This window comes from Pseudomonas sp. NFPP12, from assembly GCF_900103205.1.
In the GTDB taxonomy this organism is placed as follows: domain Bacteria; phylum Pseudomonadota; class Gammaproteobacteria; order Pseudomonadales; family Pseudomonadaceae; genus Aquipseudomonas; species Aquipseudomonas protegens.
Genome location: NZ_FMWW01000005.1, coordinates 334,469 through 357,526, shown reverse-complemented (window position 1 = coordinate 357,526; position 23,058 = coordinate 334,469). Strand labels below are relative to the sequence as shown.

General features: G+C 62.5%; 21 protein-coding genes. 17 read left to right on the top strand and 4 right to left on the bottom strand.

Annotated elements, in window-relative coordinates; genetic code table 11:
• Positions 1-209 precede the first annotated feature (209 nt).
• From BLS75_RS22785 to coaA, 8 genes are all read left to right on the top strand, one after another.
• Positions 210-848, top strand: a complete 639-nt coding sequence (locus BLS75_RS22785) for a peroxiredoxin (RefSeq protein ID WP_072443515.1) — start codon at positions 210-212, stop codon at positions 846-848.
• Positions 849-1,158: 310 nt separating this feature from the next.
• Positions 1,159-1,752: an NADPH-dependent FMN reductase gene (gene ssuE, locus BLS75_RS22780; protein ID WP_011064111.1), complete on the top strand. Its 594-nt coding sequence runs from the start codon at positions 1,159-1,161 to the stop codon at positions 1,750-1,752.
• A gap of 89 nt (positions 1,753-1,841) precedes the next feature.
• A complete protein-coding gene (locus tag BLS75_RS22775; RefSeq protein ID WP_011064110.1) occupies positions 1,842-2,807 on the top strand; it encodes a sulfonate ABC transporter substrate-binding protein in 966 nt (321 codons plus the stop codon).
• 24 nt (positions 2,808-2,831) lie between these two features.
• Positions 2,832-3,980, top strand: a complete 1,149-nt coding sequence (gene ssuD / locus BLS75_RS22770; RefSeq protein WP_015637415.1) for an FMNH2-dependent alkanesulfonate monooxygenase — start codon at positions 2,832-2,834, stop codon at positions 3,978-3,980.
• 9 nt (positions 3,981-3,989) lie between these two features.
• Entirely contained in the window at positions 3,990-4,778 is a 789-nt protein-coding gene (gene ssuC / locus BLS75_RS22765) for an aliphatic sulfonate ABC transporter permease SsuC (protein WP_011064108.1), read from the top strand.
• Positions 4,775-5,581, top strand: a complete 807-nt coding sequence (gene ssuB / locus BLS75_RS22760) for an aliphatic sulfonates ABC transporter ATP-binding protein (protein ID WP_011064107.1) — start codon at positions 4,775-4,777, stop codon at positions 5,579-5,581. The genes ssuC and ssuB overlap by 4 nt, the downstream gene beginning before the upstream one ends.
• Positions 5,582-5,615: 34 nt before the next feature.
• The gene (locus BLS75_RS22755; RefSeq protein WP_011064106.1) at positions 5,616-5,831 is read left to right on the top strand and encodes a TOBE domain-containing protein; all 216 of its coding nucleotides are present in this window, start codon (positions 5,616-5,618) and stop codon (positions 5,829-5,831) included.
• Between the two features lie 117 nt (positions 5,832-5,948).
• The gene (coaA, locus tag BLS75_RS22750; protein ID WP_011064105.1) at positions 5,949-6,866 is read left to right on the top strand and encodes a type I pantothenate kinase; all 918 of its coding nucleotides are present in this window, start codon (positions 5,949-5,951) and stop codon (positions 6,864-6,866) included.
• 8 nt (positions 6,867-6,874) lie between these two features.
• Here coaA and BLS75_RS22745 read toward each other — a convergent pair whose 3' ends face one another.
• Positions 6,875-7,513 (bottom strand): TetR/AcrR family transcriptional regulator, encoded by a 639-nt coding sequence (locus BLS75_RS22745; RefSeq protein ID WP_011064104.1) that lies wholly within the window; start codon positions 7,511-7,513, stop codon positions 6,875-6,877.
• Between the two features lie 140 nt (positions 7,514-7,653).
• Positions 7,654-9,030: a glutamine synthetase family protein gene (locus BLS75_RS22740; protein WP_011064103.1), complete on the bottom strand. Its 1,377-nt coding sequence runs from the start codon at positions 9,028-9,030 to the stop codon at positions 7,654-7,656.
• Positions 9,031-9,308: 278 nt separating this feature from the next.
• Here BLS75_RS22740 and BLS75_RS22735 point away from each other — a divergent pair, with 278 nt between their 5' ends.
• The 8 genes from BLS75_RS22735 (at position 9,309) to BLS75_RS22700 (ending at position 18,490) form a co-directional block, all read left to right on the top strand.
• Positions 9,309-10,091: a gamma-glutamyl-gamma-aminobutyrate hydrolase family protein gene (locus BLS75_RS22735; RefSeq protein ID WP_041120312.1), complete on the top strand. Its 783-nt coding sequence runs from the start codon at positions 9,309-9,311 to the stop codon at positions 10,089-10,091.
• A gap of 38 nt (positions 10,092-10,129) precedes the next feature.
• A complete protein-coding gene (locus tag BLS75_RS22730) occupies positions 10,130-11,488 on the top strand; it encodes a glutamine synthetase family protein (RefSeq protein WP_011064101.1) in 1,359 nt (452 codons plus the stop codon).
• Between the two features lie 56 nt (positions 11,489-11,544).
• On the top strand, positions 11,545-12,909 hold the full coding sequence (locus BLS75_RS22725) for an aspartate aminotransferase family protein (RefSeq protein WP_011064100.1): 1,365 nt from the start codon (positions 11,545-11,547) through the stop codon (positions 12,907-12,909).
• A 184-nt stretch (positions 12,910-13,093) separates the two neighbouring features.
• Positions 13,094-14,188, top strand: a complete 1,095-nt coding sequence (locus tag BLS75_RS22720) for a polyamine ABC transporter substrate-binding protein (RefSeq protein WP_047289832.1) — start codon at positions 13,094-13,096, stop codon at positions 14,186-14,188.
• A 189-nt stretch (positions 14,189-14,377) separates the two neighbouring features.
• The gene (locus BLS75_RS22715; protein ID WP_015637412.1) at positions 14,378-15,472 is read left to right on the top strand and encodes a polyamine ABC transporter substrate-binding protein; all 1,095 of its coding nucleotides are present in this window, start codon (positions 14,378-14,380) and stop codon (positions 15,470-15,472) included.
• Positions 15,473-15,543: 71 nt separating this feature from the next.
• Positions 15,544-16,686, top strand: coding sequence for an ABC transporter ATP-binding protein (potA, locus tag BLS75_RS22710; RefSeq protein ID WP_041120308.1), 1,143 nt, complete (start codon positions 15,544-15,546; stop codon positions 16,684-16,686).
• 35 nt (positions 16,687-16,721) lie between these two features.
• Positions 16,722-17,603 (top strand): ABC transporter permease subunit, encoded by an 882-nt coding sequence (locus tag BLS75_RS22705; protein ID WP_169892555.1) that lies wholly within the window; start codon positions 16,722-16,724, stop codon positions 17,601-17,603.
• Entirely contained in the window at positions 17,600-18,490 is an 891-nt protein-coding gene (locus tag BLS75_RS22700; RefSeq protein WP_011064095.1) for an ABC transporter permease subunit, read from the top strand. Before BLS75_RS22705 ends, BLS75_RS22700 begins: the two co-directional genes overlap by 4 nt.
• 148 nt (positions 18,491-18,638) lie before the next feature.
• Here BLS75_RS22700 and BLS75_RS22695 read toward each other — a convergent pair whose 3' ends face one another.
• Complete coding sequence (locus BLS75_RS22695) at positions 18,639-19,280, bottom strand: HD domain-containing protein (protein WP_011064094.1); 642 nt, start codon at positions 19,278-19,280, stop codon at positions 18,639-18,641.
• Between the two features lie 205 nt (positions 19,281-19,485).
• Here BLS75_RS22695 and BLS75_RS22690 point away from each other — a divergent pair, with 205 nt between their 5' ends.
• Positions 19,486-20,454 carry a GlxA family transcriptional regulator gene (locus tag BLS75_RS22690; protein ID WP_072451827.1) on the top strand — a complete coding sequence of 323 codons (969 nt, stop codon included), beginning with the start codon at positions 19,486-19,488 and terminating at the stop codon, positions 20,452-20,454.
• A gap of 90 nt (positions 20,455-20,544) precedes the next feature.
• Here BLS75_RS22690 and BLS75_RS22685 read toward each other — a convergent pair whose 3' ends face one another.
• Positions 20,545-22,965, bottom strand: coding sequence for a penicillin acylase family protein (locus BLS75_RS22685; RefSeq protein ID WP_072451826.1), 2,421 nt, complete (start codon positions 22,963-22,965; stop codon positions 20,545-20,547).
• Between the last annotated feature and the right edge of the window lie 93 nt (positions 22,966-23,058).

Sequence of the window (23,058 nt, the reverse complement as noted above, 5' to 3'; positions counted from 1 at the left end):
CCGTGAGCCCTTCCTGAATCCCCCTCTTTTTACAGCTACTCAAGGCCTTCTCGAACCTTGTTGAGAAGGGTGGTCTTCGCTTGTCCGCGAGTCCAGTGAAGAGATTTTTAATATTCAATTCAGTTATTAATAAATCGATATATATTCTTTTTAAATAGTCTCCCGTGCAGGCAGAGTAGCTTCATCACGCACTCACAGGAGCAGCACCCATGAGCCTCAGACTGGGCGACATCGCCCCCGACTTCGAACAGGATTCCAGTGCCGGCAAGATTCGTTTCCACGAGTGGCTGGGCGATAGCTGGGGCGTGCTGTTTTCCCATCCGGCGGACTTCACGCCGGTGTGCACCACCGAGTTGGGCTTTACCGCCAAGCTCAAGGACGAATTCGCTCAACGCGGGGTGAAGGCCATTGCCCTCTCGGTGGACCCGGTGGACTCCCATCACAAGTGGATCGAAGACATCAACGAGACCCAGGACACCCGGGTCAACTTCCCGATCCTGGCGGATGCCGATCGCAAGGTCTCGGACCTCTATGACCTGATCCACCCCAATGCCAACGACACCCTGACCGTACGCTCGCTGTTCGTCATCGACCCGAACAAGAAGATTCGCCTGACCATCACCTACCCGGCCAGCACCGGGCGCAACTTCCACGAAATCCTGCGGGTAATCGATTCGCTGCAACTCACCGACAACTACAAGGTGGCCACCCCGGCCAACTGGCAGGACGGTGACGAAGTGGTGATCGTGCCTTCGCTCAAGGACGAGGAAGAGATCAAGCGTCGCTTTCCCAAGGGCTATCGCGCAGTGAAGCCCTATCTGCGCCTGACGCCGCAACCCAACCGCTGATACACCAACCGCCGTAGGAGCCCGCTTGCCGACAAAGGCGGTCGTGAGGCCGGCGCAAGTTTCGCGGACCCTTTCGCGGGCAAGCCCGCTCCTACGGAGCACGCAGGAGCAAAAGATCCATAAAGCAGGGGTTTAAGGCCGTTCCGACGGCCTATTTTTTTGCCTGCGGAAAATACTTCCTTATATATTTTTAAGGAATAAACAAATGAATAAATAAGATTTATAGATATAAAAATAGGCTGTTAAGGTCTCTCCAGTCCGGCGAGATCGCATCCCGCGAATCGCTTTCTTCGTTCAAGGAATTCTCTGCATGCTGGTGGTCTCTCTCGGTGGCAGTCCCAGCCAACGCTCCCGTTCCGGGGTGCTGCTGGAGTTGGCCAAGCGCTGGTTACAGCAGCAAGGCGTGGAAGTGGTCAGCTACCAGGTACGGGACTTCCCGGCCGAGGATCTGCTCCACGCGCGCTTCGACAGCCCCAAGGTCATCGACCTGCTGCAACAGATCGAACAGGCCGACGGCCTGCTGATTGCGACTCCGGTGTACAAAGCGTCGTTTTCCGGGGCCCTGAAAACCCTGCTCGACCTGCTGCCCGAGCGGGCCCTGAGCCACAAGGTGGTGCTGCCCATGGCTACCGGCGGCAGCATTGCCCACATGCTGGCGGTGGATTATGCATTGAAGCCGGTGCTTTCGGCCCTCAAGGCCCAGGAGATGCTCCAGGGCATCTTTGCCGAGGACAGCCAGATCGCCTACGGCGAGGGCAGCGCCCAGCCGCAATTGGCCGAGGCCCTGGAGCAACGCTTGAAAGAAGCGCTCGAGCAGTTCCACAGCGCCATGGCCCGTCGCCCCAAGCCGCTGGATCCGCATCTGCTCAATGAACGCCTGTTGAGTGCTCGCTGGAGCATTTGAGCCTCACCCCCGATTGAAATACTCGCCTTACTCGCCCGCCAACGGGCAAGCAGGTGCAGCCACAACCCCACAGCAAAAAGGAGAGCGCCATGCGCCCTGTCATTTTGCGTCGCGGTCTGGTCGCTCTGTTTGCTGCGGCTGTGTCCTTCGGCGCCATTGTTCAAGCTCAGGCCGAGACCTTGCGGATCGGTTATCAGAAGTACGGCACCCTGGTGCTGCTCAAGGCCAAGGGCTCCCTGGAGAAGCGCCTGGCGCAGCAGGGCGTCGAGGTGCAATGGACTGAATTTCCCGGAGGCCCACAGTTGCTGGAGGGCCTCAATGTCGGGTCCATCGACTTCGGCGTGACCGGCGAGACCCCGCCAGTCTTTGCCCAGGCCGCCGGTGCCGACCTGCTGTATGTGGCCTACGAGCCGCCGGCCCCCCATAGCGAAGCGATCCTGGTGCCCAAGGGTTCGCCGATCCAGTCGGTGCAGGACCTCAAGGGCAAGAAGGTGGTGCTGAACAAGGGCTCCAACGTCCATTACCTGCTGGTCCGCGCTCTGGAAGACGCCGGCCTGAAATACAGTGATATCCAGACCGTGTTCCTGCCGCCGGCTGATGCCCGCGCCGCATTCGAGCGGGGCAGCGTCGATGCCTGGGCCATCTGGGACCCCTACCAGGCAGCCGCCGAGCAGCAGCTACAGGCTCGCACCCTGCGTGACGGCTCGGGCATCGTCGACAACCACCAGTTCTACCTGGCCACCAAACCCTACGCGCAACAGCATCCCGAGGTGATTACCGCCCTGGTGGAAGAAGTGCGGGCGGTGGGCGAGTGGTCCAAGGGCAATCCGCAGGAGGTCACCCAACAGGTGGCACCGCTTTTGGGCCTGCCGGCCGACATCACCCTCACTTCGGTTAAGCGCCAGGGCTATGGCGCGGGCTTCCTGACCCCGGAAGTGATCGCCGCGCAGCAGAAAATCGCCGACAGCTTCTACCAGCTCAAGCTGATTCCCAAGCCGTTGAGCATCAAAGACGTGATCTGGACGCCCACCGCCGCCGTGGCCAAAGCGCCGTAATTCGACCCCTTAGGAGACAACTCCATGAGCCTCAATATCTTCTGGTTCCTGCCTACCCACGGCGACGGCCATTACCTTGGCACCGCCGAAGGCGCTCGCGCCGTCGATCATGCTTACCTGCAGCAGATCGCCCAGGCCGCTGATCGCCTGGGGTTCGGCGGCGTGCTGATCCCCACCGGGCGCTCCTGCGAGGACTCCTGGCTGGTGGCGGCGTCGCTGATCCCAGTGACCCAGCGTCTGAAGTTCCTCGTGGCCCTGCGCCCGGGGATCATCTCCCCGACGGTAGCGGCGCGCCAGGCAGCGACCCTGGACCGGTTGTCCGGCGGCCGGGCGCTGTTCAACCTGGTGACCGGGGGGGATCCGGACGAACTGGCCGGCGACGGCCTGTTCCTCGACCATGAGGAGCGCTACCAGGCTTCGGTGGAGTTCACCCGTATCTGGCGCCGGGTGCTGGAAGGTGAAACCGTGGACTACGACGGCCAGCACATCAGCGTGAAGGGCGCCAAGCTGCTCTATCCGCCGCTGCAGCAACCCCGTCCGCCGCTGTACTTTGGTGGCTCCTCGGAAGCGGCCCAGGACCTGGCCGCCGAGCAGGTGGAGATGGTCCTGACCTGGGGCGAGCCGCCGGCCGCGGTGGCCGAGAAGATCCAGCAGGTGCGGGACAAGGCCGCCAAACTCGGGCGTACCGTACGCTTCGGCATCCGCCTGCACGTGATTGTGCGGGAAACCAACGCCGAGGCCTGGCAGGCTGCCGAGCGGCTGATTTCCCATCTGGACGACGACACCATCGCCCGGGCCCAGGCGTCCCTGGCGCGCTTCGATTCCGTAGGCCAGCAGCGCATGGCCGCCTTGCATGGCGGCCGCCGCGACCAGTTGGAAGTCAGCCCCAACCTCTGGGCCGGGGTCGGCCTGGTGCGCGGCGGTGCCGGTACGGCCCTGGTGGGCGACGGCCCTACCGTGGCGGCACGCATGCAGGAGTATGCGGACCTGGGCATCGACACCTTCATCTTCTCCGGCTATCCGCACCTGGAAGAGGCCTACCGGGTGGCCGAACTGCTGTTCCCGCACCTGGACATCGAACGTCCCAAGCTGCCTGAGGCGGCGGGTTACGTCAGCCCGTTCGGGGAGATGGTCGCCAACGACATCATTCCCAAAGCCGTGTCCCAGAGCTGAGGTGCGGCCATGAACGGACAACGCATAGTGCAGCGTCTGGCGCCTTGGGGCCTGCCGCTGCTGTTGTTGGCGGTGTGGCAACTGTCGGTGTCGGCGGGCTGGCTGTCGACCCGTATCCTGCCGGCCCCCAGCGCGGTGATCGAGGCCGGAGTCAGCCTGGTACGCAGTGGCGATATCTGGACCCACCTGGCCATCAGCGGCTGGCGCGCCGGCCTGGGTTTTGTCATTGGTGGCGGCATCGGCCTGGCGCTGGGCTTTATCACCGGCCTGTCGAAATGGGGTGAGCGGCTGCTGGACAGCTCGGTACAGATGATCCGCAATGTGCCGCACCTGGCGCTGATTCCCCTGGTGATCCTGTGGTTCGGCATCGATGAGTCGGCGAAGATTTTCCTGGTGGCCCTGGGCACGCTGTTCCCGATCTACCTCAACACCTACCACGGCATCCGCAACGTCGACCCGGCACTGGTGGAGATGGCGCGCAGCTACGGCCTGTCCGGCTTCGCCCTGTTCCGCCAGGTGATCCTGCCCGGCGCCCTGCCTTCGATCCTGGTGGGGGTGCGCTTTGCCCTGGGCTTCATGTGGCTGACCCTGATCGTCGCCGAAACCATTTCCGCCAGCTCCGGCATCGGCTACCTGGCAATGAACGCCCGGGAGTTCCTGCAGACCGACGTGGTGGTGCTGGCGATCGTTCTGTACGCGGTGCTCGGCAAGCTGGCGGACCTGGCCGCGCGTGGCCTGGAGCGGGTCTGGCTGCGCTGGCATCCGGCCTACCAGGTCGCCAAAGGCGGTGCCCAATGACGGCTCAACAACCTCCGCGGCTGCTGCAGGGCATTCCCCTGGCGGTGCGCAAACTGCAAAAGACCTTCGGCTCGCGGCAGGTGCTGCGGGAAATCGACCTGCACATTCCCGCCGGCCAGTTCGTGGCGGTGGTGGGGCGCAGCGGCTGCGGCAAAAGTACCTTGCTGCGCCTGCTGGCCGGTCTCGACCAGCCCAGTGCTGGCGAACTGTTGGCCGGTTCCGCGCCCTTGAGCGCTGCCATTGAAGACACCCGGTTGATGTTCCAGGAGGCGCGCCTGCTGCCCTGGAAAAAAGTCATCGATAACGTCGGGCTCGGGCTCAAGGGCAACTGGCGCCCCCAAGCCCTGCAGGCTCTGGAAGCCGTGGGCCTGGCGGATCGCGCCCAGGAATGGCCGGCGGCCCTGTCCGGTGGGCAGAAGCAGCGCGTGGCCCTGGCCCGCGCCCTGATCCACCAGCCGCGGCTGTTGCTGCTGGACGAGCCGCTGGGGGCGCTGGATGCCCTGACGCGGATCGAGATGCAGCAGTTGATCGAACGCCTGTGGCAGCAGCATGGCTTCACCGTGCTGCTGGTCACCCACGATGTCAGCGAAGCGGTGGCGATCGCCGATCGGGTGATCCTGATCGAAGATGGCGAGGTCGGTCTCGACCTGCACGTCGAGCTGCCACGCCCGCGGGTACGGGGTTCCCATCGCCTGGCGGCGCTGGAGACCGAAGTCCTCAACCGCGTGCTGTCATTGCCCGGCTCGCCGCCGGAACCGGAACCCGTTTCACCCTTGCCCACGCAACTGCGCTGGGCTCTTTAAAACAGCCGCTCATTTCGACCCCAGGAGAAACACCATGACCATCAAGGCCATCAACGTACGCAACCAGTTCAAGGGCACCATCAAGGAAATCGTCGAAGGCGACGTGCTGTCGGAAATCGACGTGCAGACCGCTTCCGGCATTGTCACTTCGGTGATCACCACCCGCTCGGTGAAAGAGCTGGAGCTGTCGATTGGCAGCGAAGTGATCGCCTTTGTGAAGTCCACCGAGGTATCGATCGCCAAGTTGTGAACGGCGCCCGATCACGGCCCCGAACGGTGCGAGCCCTTCGGGGCTTTTTAATGGGCGCTGTAAATACCGGTCAGATTTGATACTTTCCCTGCTTTCGGCAAGACCTGAACAGTAAACATGACAACAGAGCAGGGTCCAAATGTGGGGTATCTGGAGTTCGATCGCGACCATTGGGCCGCTCTGCGGGCCGGTGAGCCGATGAGTCTTGCGCCTTCCGAGATGGAGACGCTGACCAGTCCGACCCAGCCCATGGCGTCCGAAGAAGTGCGGCAGATCCTCCTGCCGTTGTCGCGCCTGCTGCATTTGCATGCGGCGCAGGTGCAATCGCTGAAGGTGCCGCAGACCGGTTTCAAGGCCCCCTACGTGATCGGTGTTTCCGGCAGCGTGGCGGTGGGCAAGAGCAGTTTTGCCCGGGTCCTGGCGGCGCTGCTGGCCTATTGGCCGGGCAAGCCCAATGTGCACCTGGTGACCACGGATTCGTTCCTGTTCCCGCTGGCCACCCTGCAGGAAAAAAACATCCTGCACCGCAAGGGCTTCCCAGAGTCCTATGACGAGCCGCTGTTCTTGGATTTTCTCCAGGCGGTGTGCCGCCGGGGCGAAGCGGCGCGGATTCCCATCTATTCCCATGTGCGCTACGACATCCTGGCCGATGAGGCGCAGTCGGTGGAGGCGCCGGACATCATCATCCTGGAAGGCTTGAATGTGTTGCAGGGGGAGCAGGGCGAGGGCCTGAACGCCCTGGATTTCATCGACTTCTCGATCTATGTCGACGCTCCCGAAGCGACCATCAAGACCTGGTACCTGGAGCGGTTCGTCTACCTGAAGAACACTGCCTTCCAGTCGGGGGATTCCTACTTCAACAAGTACAAGGGCCTGTCCGATTCCGAGGCGCTGTCAGTGGCCTCCGATACCTGGGACCGGGTCAACCTGAAGAACCTGGTTGAAAACATCCTGCCGACTCGGGAGCGAGCCAACCTGATCATCCACAAGTCGGCGGACCACAGCATCGACCGGTTGCTGCTGCGTCAGGCCTGAACCGGCGTTCAGGGCGGGGTGGGGCGCTTGGCCAGGTAGGGCGGCAGGTACAGGCCCAGGTAGGCATCGAAGACGCGCATGCCTTCCTCGGCCATGCGCGGGGTGATCTGCCCGTGCTGCTGCACGGAGCGGGCATACACCCGATCTCCCAGCTCCATGGCCAGGGCGAACACGTCGACATCGACGGGTAGCGTCGGCAACTCGAAATGATGATCGAACAGCTTGTGCATCAGGTCCCCCAGCTCGATGTCGTGCTGGCGGTCGGCCTGGGTGACTTCGGTCAGGCCGTGCTGGGCGAGGATCAGTTGGCGGGCCGCCGCGTCCTCGCCGTAGATGTCGAGCATGCGTTGCTCCACCAGGCGTGACAGGTCGCGCCAGCTGCTGAGCCGCTCATGGTCGATAGGTTCCAGCAGGCAGGCGCGGAACGCCGCGTGGACATCGGCGGTAAGGGCTTCCAGCAGGGCCGGGACGCTGGCGAAGAAGTGATAGACCGAGGATGGCGGGATCTGCGCCTTGTCGGCCACGCTGTAGATCGACAGGCTGGCCACGCCCTCGGCCGCCAGCAGGGTCCGTGCGGCGTCGAGTATGGAGTCGATCCGGGCCTGGCTGCGTGCACGGGGTTTGCGAAGCGGGGCGGTGCGCGTCATCAGTCTCTCCTACAGGGCAGCGGGCATTGTACGCGAGTGGGCCGTTGTCCCTGTAGCCGCAGCCTGGGCGCATCCGAATCACGGGCATAAAAAAACGCCGCCGGGATAAACCCTGCGGCGTTCTTCAATGCAGCTGGCGCTTACACGGTGTGCAGGTACCAGTTGTACTCGAGGTCGGAGATGGAGTGTTCGAACTCCTCCAACTCACTTTCCTTGCAGGCGACGAAGATATCGATGTATTTCGGATCGATGTACTTGGCCATGACTTCGCTGTCGTCCAACTCGCGCAGGGCATCACGCAGGTTGTTCGGCAGGCTCTGCTCGTTCTGCTCGTAGGAGTTGCCTTCGGTAGGCGCCCCCGGCTCGATCTTGTTGGTCAGGCCGTGGTGCACGCCCGCCAGGACCGAAGCCATCAGCAGATAGGGGTTGGCGTCGGCGCCGGCGACCCGGTGTTCGATGCGCACTGCATCGGCCGAGCCGGTCGGGACGCGAATGGCCACGGTACGGTTGTCCAGGCCCCAGCTCGGCGAGTTCGGCACATAGAACTGCGCGCCGAAACGGCGATAGGAGTTGACGTTCGGGCAGAGGAAGGCCATCTGCGCCGGTAGGGTCTCGAGCACACCGCCGATCGCGTGACGCAGTGCGGCGTTCTGCTCGGGATCCTCACTGGCGAAGATGTTCTTGCCATCTTTGTCCAGAACCGAAATGTGAACGTGCAGACCGTTGCCCGCCTGGCCCGGGTAAGGCTTGGCCATGAAGGTAGTGTCCATCTCATGGTCGTAGGCGATGTTCTTGATCAGGCGCTTGAGCAGGACCGCGTAGTCGCAGGCCTTGATCGGGTCGGCCACGTGGTGCAGGTTGACTTCGAATTGTGCCGGGGCACTTTCCTTGACGATGGCGTCGGCCGGGATGCCTTGTTCCTTGGCACCTTCCAGGATGTCCTGGAGGCAGTCGACGTATTCGTCGAGGTCGTCGATCAGGTAGACCTGGGTGGAGTGCGGGCGCTTGCCGGAAATCGGCGAGCGTGGTGGCTGTGGCCGGCCGTTCACGTTCTCCTGGTCGATCAGGTAGAACTCCAGCTCGAAAGCGGCGCAGATGGTCAGGCCCAGTTCGTCGAACTTGGTCACCACCTGGCGCAGGACTTCCCGTGGATCGGCAAAGAAGGGGTCGCCTTCGAGTTCGTGCATGGTCATCAGCAACTGCGCGGTAGGGCGCTTCTGCCAGGGCTCGTTGCACAGGGTATCGGGGATTGGATAGCAGATCCGGTCGGCGTCGCCGATGTCCAGACCCAGGCCGGTGCTTTCCACCGTAGAGCCATTGATATCCAGGGCAAACAGGGAGGCCGGCAGGTTGATGCCTTTCTCGTAAACCTTGTGGAGGCTGGTGCGTTCGATGCGCTTGCCGCGCACCACACCATTCATATCCGCAATCAGAAGGTCAACGTACAGAACCTCAGGATGTTCCTTAAGGAACGCGTTCGCTTCGTTGAGCTGAACGGCACGCGGGGGTACCGACATGATGCAACACCTTTGTTGTTAAAAATATCAATCATTGATCTTTTCTGGTTTCAGTCAACCCGAACGGCATGCCGAAGTCAAGTAAGGCCTTTTATGCCCTAATAAAGGGCTGGCAAGGCTCTTTTGGGGCAAAACAGGGCGTTTTTTGGGGCTCGGCCGCCTTGGGCACCGCAGGCTTGAGCGGGCCGTGTTGTATTTTTTACGGGGGTGTTGTGTAAAAAAATGAACAAGGCTAAGCTCGAATCAAACCCATAACAGCAATAATACCGGGGTGTTTCATGTCTCGCCTGCCGTTAATCGGCGTCACCGCCTGCTCCAGGCAGATCGGTCTGCATGCTTATCACATCAGTGGCGACGAGTATGTCCACGCAGTAGCCAGCGCAGCCCAGGGCGTGCCGGTGATTATCCCGTCCATGGCGGAACTGCTTTCCCCGTCCGATATTCTGGACGGTCTGGACGGCATTCTCTTTACCGGCTCTCCCTCCAATATCGAACCTTTCCATTACCAGGGTCCTGCCAGCGCGCCGGGCACTGCTCATGATTCTGCACGGGATGCTGCCACCCTGCCGCTGCTGAGCGCCGCCGTCGCGAGTGGTGTTCCGGTGCTGGGCATCTGCCGCGGCTTCCAGGAAATGAACGTGGCCCTGGGCGGCAGCCTGCATCAGAACGTGCAGCAGGTGCAGCCTTTCATGGACCACCGGCACACCGAACAGCCTGGCCAGCCCCTGGACGCCTGGTACGCGCCGGCCCACGACCTGCATATCAAGGCAGGTGGTGTTCTGGCGGAGCTGGGCCTGCCGGAGCGGATTCAAGTCAACTCGATCCATGCCCAGGGCGTCGAGCGTCTGGCCCCGGGGCTGCGGGTCGAGGCGCTGGCTCCCGACGGGTTGGTAGAGGCGGTCTCGGTAGAAGCCAGCAAGGCTTTTGCACTGGGGGTGCAATGGCACCCCGAATGGCAGGTAAGCTGCAACCCTCACTACCTGGCCATCTTCCAGGCTTTTGGTGATGCCTGCCGCAAGCGGGCAAGACAACGCGACGCCGAAGCGTCACACAAGGCCTGACTTAATAGAGAGTCAGGAAACTCAGCCTAGAGGCATTTATGAGTAACAACCTCGACCAGCTCACCGATTGGTTGAAAGACCACAAGATCACAGAAGTCGAATGCATGATCGGCGATTTGACCGGGATCACCCGGGGCAAGATCTCGCCGACCAACAAGTTCATTGCCGAAAAAGGCATGCGCCTGCCCGAGAGCGTGCTGCTGCAGACCGTGACCGGCGACTATGTCGAAGACGACATTTATTACGAACTGCTGGACCCGGCCGACATCGACATGGTCTGCCGCCCGGACCAGAACGCGGTGTACCTTGTGCCCTGGGCCATCGAGCCCACTGCCCAGGTGATCCATGACACCTACGACAAGCAGGGCAACCCCATCGAGCTGTCGCCGCGCAACGTCCTGAAGAAAGTCCTGAAACTCTACGCCGACCACGGCTGGCAGCCCATCGTGGCGCCGGAGATGGAGTTCTACCTGACCAAGCGCAGCGACGACCCGGACTACCCGCTGCAGCCGCCGATCGGCCGCTCCGGCCGCCCGGAAACCGGGCGCCAGTCGTTCTCCATTGAGGCTGCGAACGAATTCGACCCGCTGTTCGAAGACGTCTACGACTGGTGCGAACTGCAGGAGCTGGACCTGGACACGCTGATCCACGAGGACGGCACGGCGCAGATGGAGATCAACTTCCGTCACGGCGATGCCCTGTCCCTGGCCGACCAGATCCTGGTGTTCAAGCGCACCATGCGCGAAGCCGCGCTCAAGCACGACGTGGCCGCCACCTTCATGGCCAAGCCCATGACCGGCGAGCCCGGCAGCGCCATGCACCTGCACCAGAGCATCATCGACATCAACACCGGCAAGAACGTCTTCTCCAATGAAGACGGGACCATGAGCCAGCTGTTCCTCAACCACATCGGTGGTTTGCAGAAGTTCATTCCCGAGCTGCTGCCGCTGTTCGCTCCCAACGTCAACTCGTTCCGTCGTTTCCTGCCCGATACCTCGGCGCCGGTGAACGTCGAGTGGGGCGAAGAGAACCGCACCGTGGGCCTGCGGGTGCCGGATGCCGGGCCACAGAACCGTCGCGTGGAAAACCGCCTGCCGGGCGCCGACGCCAACCCGTACCTGGCCATCGCCGCCAGCCTGCTGTGTGGCTACATCGGCATGGTCGAAGGCCACAACCCGAGCGCGCCCGTGGTGGGCCGTGGCTACGAGCGCCGCAACCTGCGCCTGCCACTGACCATCGAAGACGCGCTGGAGCGTATGGAAAACAGCAAGACCATCGAGAAGTACCTGGGCCAGAAGTTCATCACCGGCTATGTCGCGGTGAAGCGGGCCGAGCACGAAAACTTCAAGCGCGTGATCAGTTCGTGGGAGCGGGAGTTCCTGTTGTTCGCCGTCTGATCCGCCGGGCGCCACTGCCCGCCAGTGGCGCCTTCACTGACACTAAGGAGAGATTGATGACTCATAAAAACCCGCAAACCCGCGAGTGGCAAACCCTCAGCAGTGATCACCACCTGGCACCGTTCAGTGACTTCAAGCAACTGAAGGAAAAGGGCCCGCGGATCATCACCCATGCCAAGGGTGTGTACCTCTGGGACAGTGAAGGCAATCAGATTCTCGACGGCATGGCCGGCCTGTGGTGCGTAGCCATCGGCTATGGCCGTGACGAACTGGCGGAAGCCGCCAGCAAGCAAATGCGCGAACTGCCCTATTACAACCTGTTCTTCCAGACTGCCCACCCACCGGTGCTGGAGCTGTCCAAGGCGATCGCCGATATCGCGCCAGAAGGCATGAACCACGTGTTCTTCACCGGTTCCGGCTCCGAAGGCAACGACACCATGCTGCGCATGGTCCGCCACTACTGGGCGATCAAGGGCCAGCCGAACAAGAAAACCATCATCAGCCGGGTCAATGGCTACCACGGTTCCACTGTGGCCGGTGCCAGCCTCGGCGGCATGACCTACATGCACGAGCAGGGCGACTTGCCGATCCCGGGTATCGTCCACATCCCGCAGCCTTACTGGTTCGCCGAAGGCGGCGACATGAGCCCCGAAGAGTTCGGTATCTGGGCCGCCAACCAGCTCGAAGAGAAGATCCTCGAACTGGGCGTGGACAATGTCGGGGCCTTTATCGCCGAACCGATCCAGGGCGCCGGTGGCGTGATCGTGCCGCCGGACAGCTACTGGCCGCGGATCAAGGAAATCCTTGCCAAGTACGACATCCTGTTCGTTGCCGATGAAGTGATCTGTGGCTTCGGGCGCACCGGTGAGTGGTTCGGTAGCGATTTCTACGACCTCAAGCCGGACATGATGACCATCGCCAAGGGCCTGACCTCCGGCTACATCCCCATGGGTGGGCTGATCGTGCGCGATGAAGTGGTGGCGGTGCTCAACGAGGGCGGCGACTTCAACCACGGTTTCACCTATTCCGGGCACCCGGTGGCCGCTGCCGTGGCCCTGGAAAACATCCGCATCATGCGCGAAGAGAAAATTATCCAGCGCGCCCATGAAAAAGCGGCACCGTATTTGCAGAAACGTCTGCGCGAGTTGAGCGACCACCCGCTGGTGGGCGAGGTTCGCGGGGTAGGGCTGCTGGGGGCCATCGAACTGGTCAAGGACAAGGCCACCCGGGCGCGTTACGAAGGCCGAGGCGTGGGCATGATCTGCCGGCAGTTCTGCTTCGACAACGGCCTGATCATGCGCGCGGTGGGTGACACCATGATCATTGCGCCGCCCCTGGTGATCAGCGAGGCGGAGATCGACGAGCTGGTGGCCAAGGCGCGCAAGTGTCTGGACCTGACCTTGAGTGTGCTCGAGGGCTGAGTGCTAGGCTTTGAGCGCGGTGCTTGCGGGCACTGCGTTCAAAGCAGATGTAAAAGCCTGGTCTTTTCTTGAAAGCCGGCCTTGGATCTTGCCAGACTACCCGCCGTTTTGGTTGCCCGGATATTGGCCGCTGAGCGAGTGGTTAAAAAGAATAATTGGAGCATTACGCATGAAGGCATTAGGTATGAAGTTAGCTGGCAAGACCCTCCTCGCCATGTCCCTGATGGGCGTGATGGCGGCGGCACAAGCGGACGATAAAGTGCTGCACGTTTACAACTGGTCCGATTACATCGCGCCGGACACCATCAAGAAGTTTGAAGCCGAGTCGGGCATCAAGGTTGTCTACGACGTGTTCGACAGCAATGAAACCCTGGAAGCCAAGTTGCTCGCCGGCAAGTCCGGTTATGACGTTGTGGTGCCTTCCAACAACTTCCTGGCCAAGCAGATCAAGGCCGGTGTCTACCAGGAACTGGACCGCTCCAAGTTGCCGAACTGGAAGAACCTCAACGAATCGCTGCTCAAGGCGGTTTCGGTGAGCGACCCGGGCAACAAGCATGCCTTCCCTTACATGTGGGGCTCGATCGGTATCGGCTTCAACGCCGAGAAGGTCAAGGCCGCGCTGGGTGCCGATGCACCGACCAACTCCTGGGACCTGCTGTTCAAGCCTGAGAACGCTGAGAAGCTGAAGGCCTGCGGCGTCAGCTTCCTCGATTCGCCAACCGAGATGATTCCGGTGGCGCTGCACTACCTGGGCTACCCGACCGACAGCCAGGACAAGAAGCAACTGGCTGAAGCCGAAGCGCTGTTCCTCAAGATCCGTCCTTCGATCGCCTACTTCCACTCCTCCAAGTACATCTCCGACCTGGCCAACGGCAACATCTGCGTCGCCGTGGGTTACTCGGGCGACATCTACCAGGCCAAGGCCCGTGCCGCCGAAGCCGGTGACAAGGTCAAGGTCAGCTACAACATCCCCAAAGAGGGTGCTGGCAGCTTCTATGACATGGTGGCCATCCCCAAAGACGCGGAAAACGTCGAAGGCGCCTACAAGTTCATGACCTTCCTGCAAAAGCCTGAAGTCATGGCCGAAATCACCAACGCCGTGCGTTTCCCCAACGGTAACGCGGCTGCAACCCCATTGGTCGATAAAGACATCACCAGCGACCCGGGCGTCTACCCGCCAGCTGAGGTGCAGGCCAAGCTGTACGCGATCGCCGACCTGCCGGCCGCGACCCAGCGCATCCTGACCCGCAGCTGGACCAAGATCAAATCCGGCAAATAGGCCGATTTGCAGCACTCCCTGTTGCCGTCGTCGTGGCGAGGGCGGCAACAGGAAACAATTAAATGACAGAAAGTTTTGCTGGATTGGTTTATCGAGGGTAAGTTGCGCGCCGGTTTTGTTGCTGGGCAGCTTGGAGGCTGTCAGGTAGCGCGGGGCAACTTGGGCCCAACTATTTAAGAGGACCTCCACTTGCCTATTTCTTTATTTCGCAAAGCCATGCTGGCCGCCGCCGGCCTGACGCTGATGGCTGGCGTCCAGGCTGCACCGACCGTGCATATTTATAACTGGTCCGATTACATCGGTCAGAACACCCTGGCCGAGTTTGAAAAGGCCACCGGTATCAAGCCGGTGTATGACGTATTCGATTCCAATGAAACCCTGGAAGGCAAGTTGCTGGCCGGCCGTACCGGTTATGACGTGGTCGTGCCGTCCAACCACTTCCTGGGCAAGCAGATCAAGGCCGGGGCTTTCCAGAAGCTCGACAAGAGCCTGCTGACCCACTATTCGAACCTTGACCCGGTACTGCTCAAGCGTCTGGAAATGAACGACCCGGGCAACCAGTACGCGGTGCCGTACCTGTGGGGTACCAACGGCATCGGCTACAACGTCGACAAGGTCAAGGCCGCCCTGGGCGTGGACAAGATCGATTCCTGGAGCGTGCTGTTCGAGCCGGAGAACATCAAGAAGCTCAACAGCTGCGGCGTGGCCTTCCTCGACTCCGCCGACGAGATGATGCCCACGGTCCTCAACTACCTGGGCCTGAACGCCAACAGCACCAACCCCCAGGACTACAAGAAGGCCGAGGCCACGTTACTGGCAGTGCGTCCTTACGTGACCTACTTCCATTCGTCCAAGTACATCTCGGACCTGGCCAACGGCAATATCTGCGTGGCCATCGGGTTTTCCGGCGATGTGTTCCAGGCCAAGGCCCGGGCCGCCGATGCCGGCAAGGGTGTGAACATCGCCTATGCGATTCCGAAGGAGGGCGGTGCCCTGTGGTTCGACATGCTGGCGATCCCCAAGGATTCGACCAACGTCAAGCAGGCCCACGCCTTCATCAACTATTTGCTGCAACCTGAAGTGATCGCTCAGGTCAGTGACTATGTCGGTTATGCCAACCCCAACCCCGGGTCGGACAAGCTGATGGAGCAGTCCATCCGCACCGACGAAGCGGTCTACCCACCGCAGGAAGTGCTCGACAAGACCTACGTGTCCACCGAGTTGCCACCCAATATCCAACGCTTGATGACCCGCAGCTGGACCAAGGTCAAGACGGGTAAATAGTTCCACAGGCTCAAACTATCCAAGGTCCGCCCGCATGGGGCGGGCTGCAAATTTTGTTGGGAGTTTCGCAAATGGCAGTTGCCTCCGGCGCCTATAAGAAAGCCCTCGAGGGCGACCAGACACCTAAGCAGGTGCTGGTCAAAATCGACCGGGTCACGAAGAAGTTCGACGAGACGGTTGCCGTGGACGATGTGTCCCTGGAAATCAAGAAGGGCGAGATCTTCGCCCTGCTCGGCGGTTCGGGTTCAGGCAAGTCCACCTTGCTGCGGATGCTGGCCGGTTTCGAACGGCCAACGGAGGGGCGAATCTTCCTCGATGGTGTAGACATCACTGACATGCCGCCCTACGAGCGGCCGATCAACATGATGTTCCAGTCCTACGCCCTGTTCCCCCACATGACCGTGGCCCAGAACATCGCCTTCGGCCTCAAGCAGGACAAGATCCCTGCCGCCGAGATCGACGCCCGGGTGGCAGAGATGCTCAAGCTGGTGCAGATGAGCCAGTACGCCAAGCGCAAGCCGCACCAGCTCTCCGGCGGCCAGCGCCAGCGCGTGGCCCTGGCCCGTTCCCTGGCCAAGCGTCCCAAGCTGCTCTTGCTGGACGAGCCCATGGGCGCCCTGGACAAGAAGCTGCGCTCGCAGATGCAACTGGAACTGGTGGAGATCATCGAGCGCGTGGGCGTGACCTGCGTAATGGTGACCCACGACCAGGAAGAGGCCATGACCATGGCCGAACGCATCGCCATCATGCACCTGGGCTGGATCGCCCAGATCGGCAGCCCGATCGACATCTACGAGACCCCGGTCAGCCGCCTGGTCTGCGAATTCATCGGCAACGTCAACATCTTCGAGGGTGAAGTGGTGGACGATGCCGAGGGTCACGCGCTGATCACCTGCAAGGACCTGGACCGCAGCATCTATGTCGGCCACGGCATCAGCACTTCGGTGCAGGACAAATCGGTGACCTACGCGATCCGCCCGGAAAAGCTCCTGGTGACTGCCGAGATGCCGACCTGCGAGTACAACTGGTCCAGCGGCAAGGTCCACGACATTGCCTACCTGGGCGGCCACTCGGTGTTCTACGTCGAGCTGCCGAGCGGCAAGCTGGTGCAATCCTTCGTCGCCAACGCCGAGCGCCGTGGTGCGCGGCCGACCTGGGGTGACCAGGTCTACGTCTGGTGGGAAGACGACAGCGGCGTGGTACTGCGCTCATGAACATGCGAAAGCTCAAGCGCCGACTCAATCGAATAATTCCCGGTGGCCGTCAGCTGGTCATCGGGGTTCCGTTCATCTGGCTGTTCCTGTTCTTCATGCTGCCGTTCTTCATCGTCCTGAAGATCAGCTTCGCCGAAGCGGACGTGGCCATTCCGCCGTACACCGAGATCTACAGCTACGTCGACCAGAAGCTGCAGTTGCTGCTGAACCTGGGCAACTACGCGATGCTCGGCGACGACGAACTCTATATCGCCGCCTACCTTGGCTCGCTGAAGATGGCGTTCTTCAGCACCATCCTCTGCCTGCTGATCGGCTACCCGATGGCCTACGCCATCGCCAGTGCCCGCAAGGAATTGCAGACGGTGCTGGTGCTGCTGATCATGATGCCGACCTGGACCGCGATCCTGATCCGCGTCTATGCCTGGATGGGCATCCTCAGCAACAACGGCCTGCTCAATGGCTTCCTGATGTCCATGGGCTGGATCAACGAGCCGCTGCAGATCCTCAACACCAACATCGCGGTGTATATCGGTGTGGTCTATTCCTACCTGCCGTTCATGATCCTGCCGCTGTACGCGAACCTGGTGAAACACGACACCAGCCTGCTGGAGGCCGCGGCCGACCTGGGTTCGAGTACCTTCAACAGCTTCTGGAAAATCACCGTGCCGCTGTCCAAGAACGGCATCATCGCCGGCTGCATGCTGGTGTTCATCCCGGTGGTGGGTGAGTTCGTGATTCCGGAACTGCTGGGCGGTCCGGAAACCCTGATGATCGGCAAGGTGCTGTGGCAAGAGTTCTTCAACAACCGTGACTGGCCGGTGGCATCCGCCCTGGCGGTGGTGATGCTGGCGATCCTGATTGTGCCGATCATCCTGTTCAACCGCAGTCAGGCCAAGGAAATGGAGGGCAAGGAATGAAGCGCTTCAGTTTCTCCAGCCTGATGCTGGTGCTCGGCCTGTTGTTCATCTACCTGCCGATGCTGATCCTGGTGATCTACTCGTTCAACGCCTCCAAGCTGGTGACGGTGTGGGGCGGCTGGTCAATCAAGTGGTACATCGGCCTGCTGGATAACCAGCAACTGATGGGCTCGGTGATGCGCTCCCTGGAAATCGCCTGCTACACCGCTGTAGCGGCGGTGGCACTGGGCACCCTGGCGGCGTTTGTGCTGACCCGGATCACCCGCTTCAAGGGTCGTACCCTGTTCGGTGGCCTGGTCACCGCGCCGCTGGTGATGCCGGAAGTGATTACCGGTCTTTCCTTGCTGCTGCTGTTCGTGGCCATGGCCCAGGCGGTCGGCTGGCCTCAGGAGCGCGGCATCGTCACCATCTGGATCGCCCACACCACGTTCTGCGCCGCCTATGTGGCAGTGGTGGTGTCGGCTCGCCTGCGTGAGCTGGACCTGTCCATCGAAGAGGCGGCCATGGACCTGGGCGCGCGGCCGTGGAAGGTGTTCTTCCTGATCACCATCCCGATGATCGCGCCTTCGCTGGCGGCGGGCGGCATGATGTCCTTCGCCCTGTCCCTGGATGACCTGGTACTGGCCAGCTTCGTTTCCGGCCCGGGCTCCACCACCTTGCCGATGGAAGTGTTCTCGGCGGTGCGCCTGGGGGTGAAGCCTGAGATCAACGCCGTGGCCAGCCTGATCCTGCTGGCGGTGTCCCTGGTGACCTTCCTGGTCTGGTTCTTCAGCCGGCGCGCCGAAGAAGCCCGCAAGCGGGCGATCCAGCAGGCCATCGAGGAAAGCGCTGCCGATTCCTGGAAACAGCCGGACGTGCGTCGGGCCCAGGCGCCGGAAACCGCCTGAGTTGCAGTTGTGTCATCAAAAAACCTCGCCCCGGTTTCCGGGAGCGAGGTTTTTTATTGGCCCTTGCCGGGGCAAGCGTCCTTCAGAAGGGGATTGGGCTTGCAGGGCTCTTCGCTGGCCAGCCAGCGCCTGAAACGCTGGTGGTGGGTCAGGATTGCCAGGGTGAACGGCGAATCACCTCGACGAAATTCAACGCCTTGAACCCTGGCTGCTGGTCGGCCAGGACGTCGGTCTTGACGTTGCCGAAGGTGGTTTGCGGGCGATGGCGCAGGCCGTCGGCGAAGGCGCAGATGATGCATTCCTTGAAGCCTTCACCGCGCGGGTGGGCGTGGACCACGGCTTCACGCTGGGCCGCGGGGAACGCGGCGTAGTCGATGCCCAGCACATCCATCTCGACCCCGGCGGTGACCAGGGCCACGGTAGGGCGCAGGTGCTGGGGGATGCCTGGGGTGGTGTGCAAGGCGATGGACAGCCAGACCTGCTCGATATCGTCGGCGCTGAGGCCGTAGGGCTGGAGAAAGTCGCGTGCGGCGTTGGCGCCGTCGACTTCGAAGCGCTGGTCGGCGCTGCGCAGGCCCTCCACCAACCCCAGGTCGTGGAACATGGCGCCGACGTAGAGCAACTGCGGGTCGTAAGCCAGCTGCCGGCGTTCGCCGCTCAGGGCGCCGAACAGGAACACCCGGCGCGAGTGGTGATAAAGCAGGTCGGATTCGACATCGCGGATGTACTCGGTGGTGGCTCGGGCCAGGGCGCTGTCGGGTATCCGGATCCCGGCGATGGTGGAGCTCATGGGGCGTTCCTCGTGGCGGGCGCCGTGCTGGCGCTGGAGCCTTCAGTCTGTTACCGGCCCTTTCGGCCCACAATCGCACCGGGGCTGCGATCCCGGCCAACCTGCGTGCATTTCCTGCCAGTGCTATGTTCCCCCGAGCTTTGCTTGCGACAATTGCCCGCCGCTCGGGGTTGCCGGGCGCGGGTCACTGAGGGCTGTTTGCACCATGGGTAGAAGCGTTGCCGTGCTGGTTTTTCCGGGTGTCCAGGCTCTCGATGTCACCGGGCCCATGGATGTGTTTTGCGAAGCCAACCGGTTTCTGCCGGCCGAGGATCACTACCGCTTGCGGGTGATTGGCGTCGAGACTGGGGCGCAGGCCTGTTCCAATGGCCTGCTGTTACACGCCCATTGTTCCTTCACCCAGGCCCTGGAGCCCTTTGACCTGTTGCTGGTGGCAGGCGGCCCGCAGGTGCCTGGCAGCCAGTTCAGCCCTGCCTTCTACGCCTGGCTGCGGGAGGCCTGCGCCCGGGCCAAGGGCTTCGGCTCGATCTGCAACGGCGCGTTCATCCTGGCCCGGGCCGGGTTGCTGGAAGGGCGCACGGTGACCACCCACTGGAGCGATGCGCCGGCGCTGGCTGCGCTGTGCCCGGGCACTCGGGTCGAGGCTGATCGACTGTACGTCCAGGACGGCAGGCTGTTCACTTCGGCGGGGGTCACCGCCGGCATCGACCTGTCGCTGTACCTACTGGCCCAGGATCATGGTGCGGGGGTGGCCCTGAGCGTGGCCAAGCGTCTGGTGGTGTTCACCCAGCGCACGGGGGGGCAGTCGCAGTTCAGCCCGTTTCTGCTGCCCCAGGCCGAGGCCACCTCCACCGTGGCTCGGGTCCAGCAGCATGTGCAGGACCGGTTGCAGGCGGACCTGAGCATTGCCGAGCTGGCCCGGGCGGTGAACATGAGCCCGCGCAATTTTGCCCGAGTGTTCGTTCGAGAAGCGGGGGTGACTCCGGCGGAATTTGTCGAAGGCGCGCGGATGGATGCGGCGCGGGGGATGCTCGAACGCAGCGCGGCGCCGCTCAAGACCGTGGCCTACGCCTGCGGTTTTCGCGATGCCCAGCACATGCGCAGCGTGTTCAACCGGCGCCTGGGGCTGACCCCGCAACAGTTCCGCCTGAACTTCAGCACCGTACCCTTGTAGGAGCCGGCTTGCCGGCGAAGGCGTCCTTCAGCGGAGTGCAGGGCTTGCGGGCCTCTTCGCTGGCCAGCTCGCTTCTACACCCGCCGCTGGTCAAGGCGCGGGGACCCGGGGGCGTGCCGGCAGCAGCTTCAGGGTGCTGCGGGTGTTGGCGGTGACTTCCTCGTCGCTGAAGTGCGCCTGCTGGTAGACCCCTTCGATATAGGCTTCGGCCTGATCGTCGTAATGCTTGTCGAACAGCACGCCACTCTGGCCCACCGGGTTGATGGTCAGGCTGTGGGCCGGGTCGGCGAAGTCGATGATGCGCCGGGTCGAGGGCCCGTAGACCACTGACCAGGGCGCCGGGCCGATCTTGGCGGTGAGGTTGTTCGGCACCTCGTGGCTACCGGGGGCGTCCAGGGGGCCGACGTTGAACAGCCGGTCCAGGGGCTTCTGCATGCCCAGCGGGTGGCCGTGGGTCAGCGTGTGGGCCTGGCCCCAGCGCCATTGCGCCGGGTTGGCGCCCAGGGTCAGGCGCAGGTGGTCGATACTGGCGCGCCAGGCCAGCTTGACCGTGTCGGCGCGGCTTTCGCGCTGGGGCGTGGTGCGGTTGTCCCACCAGGGCGAGTCGGGGTCCGCCGCCAGCCGGGGCAGGGCGGCGTCCACCACCCGGGCCTGGATCAGGGCGTCGAAATAGGCGTCGCCGAGTTTTTCATGGAAAGTGGCATCGGCCAGGTTGAACAGGAACTGGTTGAACAGCGTCGCGCTGGTGGATTCCAGAGGATAGTCGCCCTGCCATTTCGCCAGTTGCTCCACCAGCTTCAGTTCCTCGGGGTCGCTGACCACTTCACGCAACACCGGCAACAGCGGCGCCAGCAGGCGCGGCCCGTAGGCGGTGGTGGTGCCCAACTGCAGTTTCTGGGTGTTCTCCAGGTCCCATTTCTGGCTCTTGTCGCTGAGCTGCCGATCCAGTTGCTGACCACGGTCGGCCAGGTTGTAGTAGCCGGGGATCTCCATGCCGGTGGGGGATACCGGCTGGAAGTTGGCCGAGACGATATAGCCCCGGGCCGGGTTCTCTTCCTGGGGGTTGGCGCTGAAGGGGTAGAAGCCTTCCTTGTCCGCCAGGCTGGTGCTGCCATCGAGGATGAAGGCCGGCTTGGCCTCCGCCGGGCGCTTGGGCAGGAGCGCCGCCGCCCACCAGCCGATGTCGCCCTTGGCGTTGGCCCAGACGATGTTCAGGCCCGGTGCATGGACCTTGGCGGCCGCAGCGCGGACCTTGGCCAGGGTGTCTGCGCGGTTGAGCTGGTAGAAGCCGTCGAGGATCGGGTTCGGGGTTTCCAGGAAACCCCACCACATGGCGATCGGCGCCTTGCCCACGGTGGTGCCGAGCATGTCGTTGATGATCGGGCCGTGGGGCGACTGGCGCAGGGTCAGGGTCACCGGGGCCTGGCCCTTGACGGCGATCTGCTGCTCGCTGGTGATCAGGTCCACCCACTTGTCGTGGAACCAGACCTGATTGGGGTTCTCCGGGTTGACCTTTTCGGCGATCAGGTCGAGGTCATCGTTCTGGAACATGGTCAGGCTCCAGCCGAAGTCCAGGTTGTGGCCGAGAAAGGCGAAGGGCACCAGGGCCTGGTGATGACCGTAGAGTTCAAAGCCAGGGGCCGAGAGCTGGGCCTCGTACCACACCGACGGCAGCGAGTAGCGGATATGCGGGTCGCCGGCCAGCAGCGCGCGGCCGCTCTTGGTCCGCGAGCCGGAAACCACCCAGGCATTGCTGCCCTCGAATTGCGGCAGCCCGGCTTCTTCCAGGGCTTGCTGGCTCAGGCGGGCGATTCGGCCCAGGCCCTGCCAGTCGACGGTGGCCAGTGGTGCTGAAGGTTGGGTCTTGCCCTTGGCCAGCACGCCCTTGGGCTGCCAGTCGAGGTCGAACACCTTCAGGTAGTCATTGCCCAGCTCGTCGCGGATGTAGGTCAGCAGCGGCTCGGTGCGAAAGGCCATGGCAAAGCTGTAGGCCATGAAACCGGCGACGCTGACGGTGTCTTCTGCGGTGAAAGGCCGCTTGTGGATACCCAGGACGTCGAACTCGATGGGGCTGGCGTGGCTGTCCTGATACTGGTTGATGCCGTCCAGATAGGCTTCCAGGGCCTTCCAGGCGGGTGACTGATGGTCGAGCCCGGCGATATAGCTGTCGGCCCGTTCGCGAATCCGCAGGCTGCGGAACAGTTTGTCGGTGTCCACCAGCTTGGGCCCCAGCACCTCTGCCAGCTCGCCCCGGGACAGGCGCCGCAGCACTTCCATCTGGAACAGCCGGTCCTGGGCGTGCACGTAGCCCAGGGCGCGGTACAGGTCGGCTTCGTTTTCGGCGCGAATGTGCGGCACCCCGCGTTCGTCGTAACGCACGGTGACCGAGCCTTGCAGGCCATTGAGCTCGACCTGGCCCTGACGCGTCGGCTGCTTGCTGTACAGGTAGCCGGCAAGCCCTGCCAACAGGGCGAGGATCAGTACGGCGACGACGGTCAGGCTGCGTTTCATGCGGGCTCCTTGCTGTTGTTGTATTCAATGCCGCCTTGGGAGAGCTGCAGAGATTTAGCACAAGTCAGGGGCCCCGCGCAGGAGGCAGTCCTT

Bases quoted from the DNA above. Each gene is read 5' to 3' on its own strand.
- BLS75_RS22695 (WP_011064094.1), bottom strand. From the start codon at position 19,280: ATGAGCTCCACCATCGCCGGGATCCGGATACCCGACAGCGCCCTGGCC.
- BLS75_RS22785 (WP_072443515.1), top strand. From the start codon at position 210: ATGAGCCTCAGACTGGGCGACATCGCCCCCGACTTCGAACAGGATTCC.
- BLS75_RS22740 (WP_011064103.1), bottom strand. From the start codon at position 9,030: ATGTCGGTACCCCCGCGTGCCGTTCAGCTCAACGAAGCGAACGCGTTC.
- ssuD (WP_015637415.1), top strand. From the start codon at position 2,832: ATGAGCCTCAATATCTTCTGGTTCCTGCCTACCCACGGCGACGGCCAT.
- ssuB (WP_011064107.1), top strand. From the start codon at position 4,775: ATGACGGCTCAACAACCTCCGCGGCTGCTGCAGGGCATTCCCCTGGCG.
- ssuC (WP_011064108.1), top strand. From the start codon at position 3,990: ATGAACGGACAACGCATAGTGCAGCGTCTGGCGCCTTGGGGCCTGCCG.
- BLS75_RS22745 (WP_011064104.1), bottom strand. From the start codon at position 7,513: ATGACGCGCACCGCCCCGCTTCGCAAACCCCGTGCACGCAGCCAGGCC.
- BLS75_RS22720 (WP_047289832.1), top strand. From the start codon at position 13,094: ATGAAGTTAGCTGGCAAGACCCTCCTCGCCATGTCCCTGATGGGCGTG.
- BLS75_RS22755 (WP_011064106.1), top strand. From the start codon at position 5,616: ATGACCATCAAGGCCATCAACGTACGCAACCAGTTCAAGGGCACCATC.
- potA (WP_041120308.1), top strand. From the start codon at position 15,544: ATGGCAGTTGCCTCCGGCGCCTATAAGAAAGCCCTCGAGGGCGACCAG.
- BLS75_RS22700 (WP_011064095.1), top strand. From the start codon at position 17,600: ATGAAGCGCTTCAGTTTCTCCAGCCTGATGCTGGTGCTCGGCCTGTTG.
- BLS75_RS22690 (WP_072451827.1), top strand. From the start codon at position 19,486: ATGGGTAGAAGCGTTGCCGTGCTGGTTTTTCCGGGTGTCCAGGCTCTC.
- BLS75_RS22725 (WP_011064100.1), top strand. From the start codon at position 11,545: ATGACTCATAAAAACCCGCAAACCCGCGAGTGGCAAACCCTCAGCAGT.
- BLS75_RS22735 (WP_041120312.1), top strand. From the start codon at position 9,309: ATGTCTCGCCTGCCGTTAATCGGCGTCACCGCCTGCTCCAGGCAGATC.
- coaA (WP_011064105.1), top strand. From the start codon at position 5,949: ATGACAACAGAGCAGGGTCCAAATGTGGGGTATCTGGAGTTCGATCGC.
- BLS75_RS22685 (WP_072451826.1), bottom strand. From the start codon at position 22,965: ATGAAACGCAGCCTGACCGTCGTCGCCGTACTGATCCTCGCCCTGTTG.
- ssuE (WP_011064111.1), top strand. From the start codon at position 1,159: ATGCTGGTGGTCTCTCTCGGTGGCAGTCCCAGCCAACGCTCCCGTTCC.
- BLS75_RS22730 (WP_011064101.1), top strand. From the start codon at position 10,130: ATGAGTAACAACCTCGACCAGCTCACCGATTGGTTGAAAGACCACAAG.
- BLS75_RS22775 (WP_011064110.1), top strand. From the start codon at position 1,842: ATGCGCCCTGTCATTTTGCGTCGCGGTCTGGTCGCTCTGTTTGCTGCG.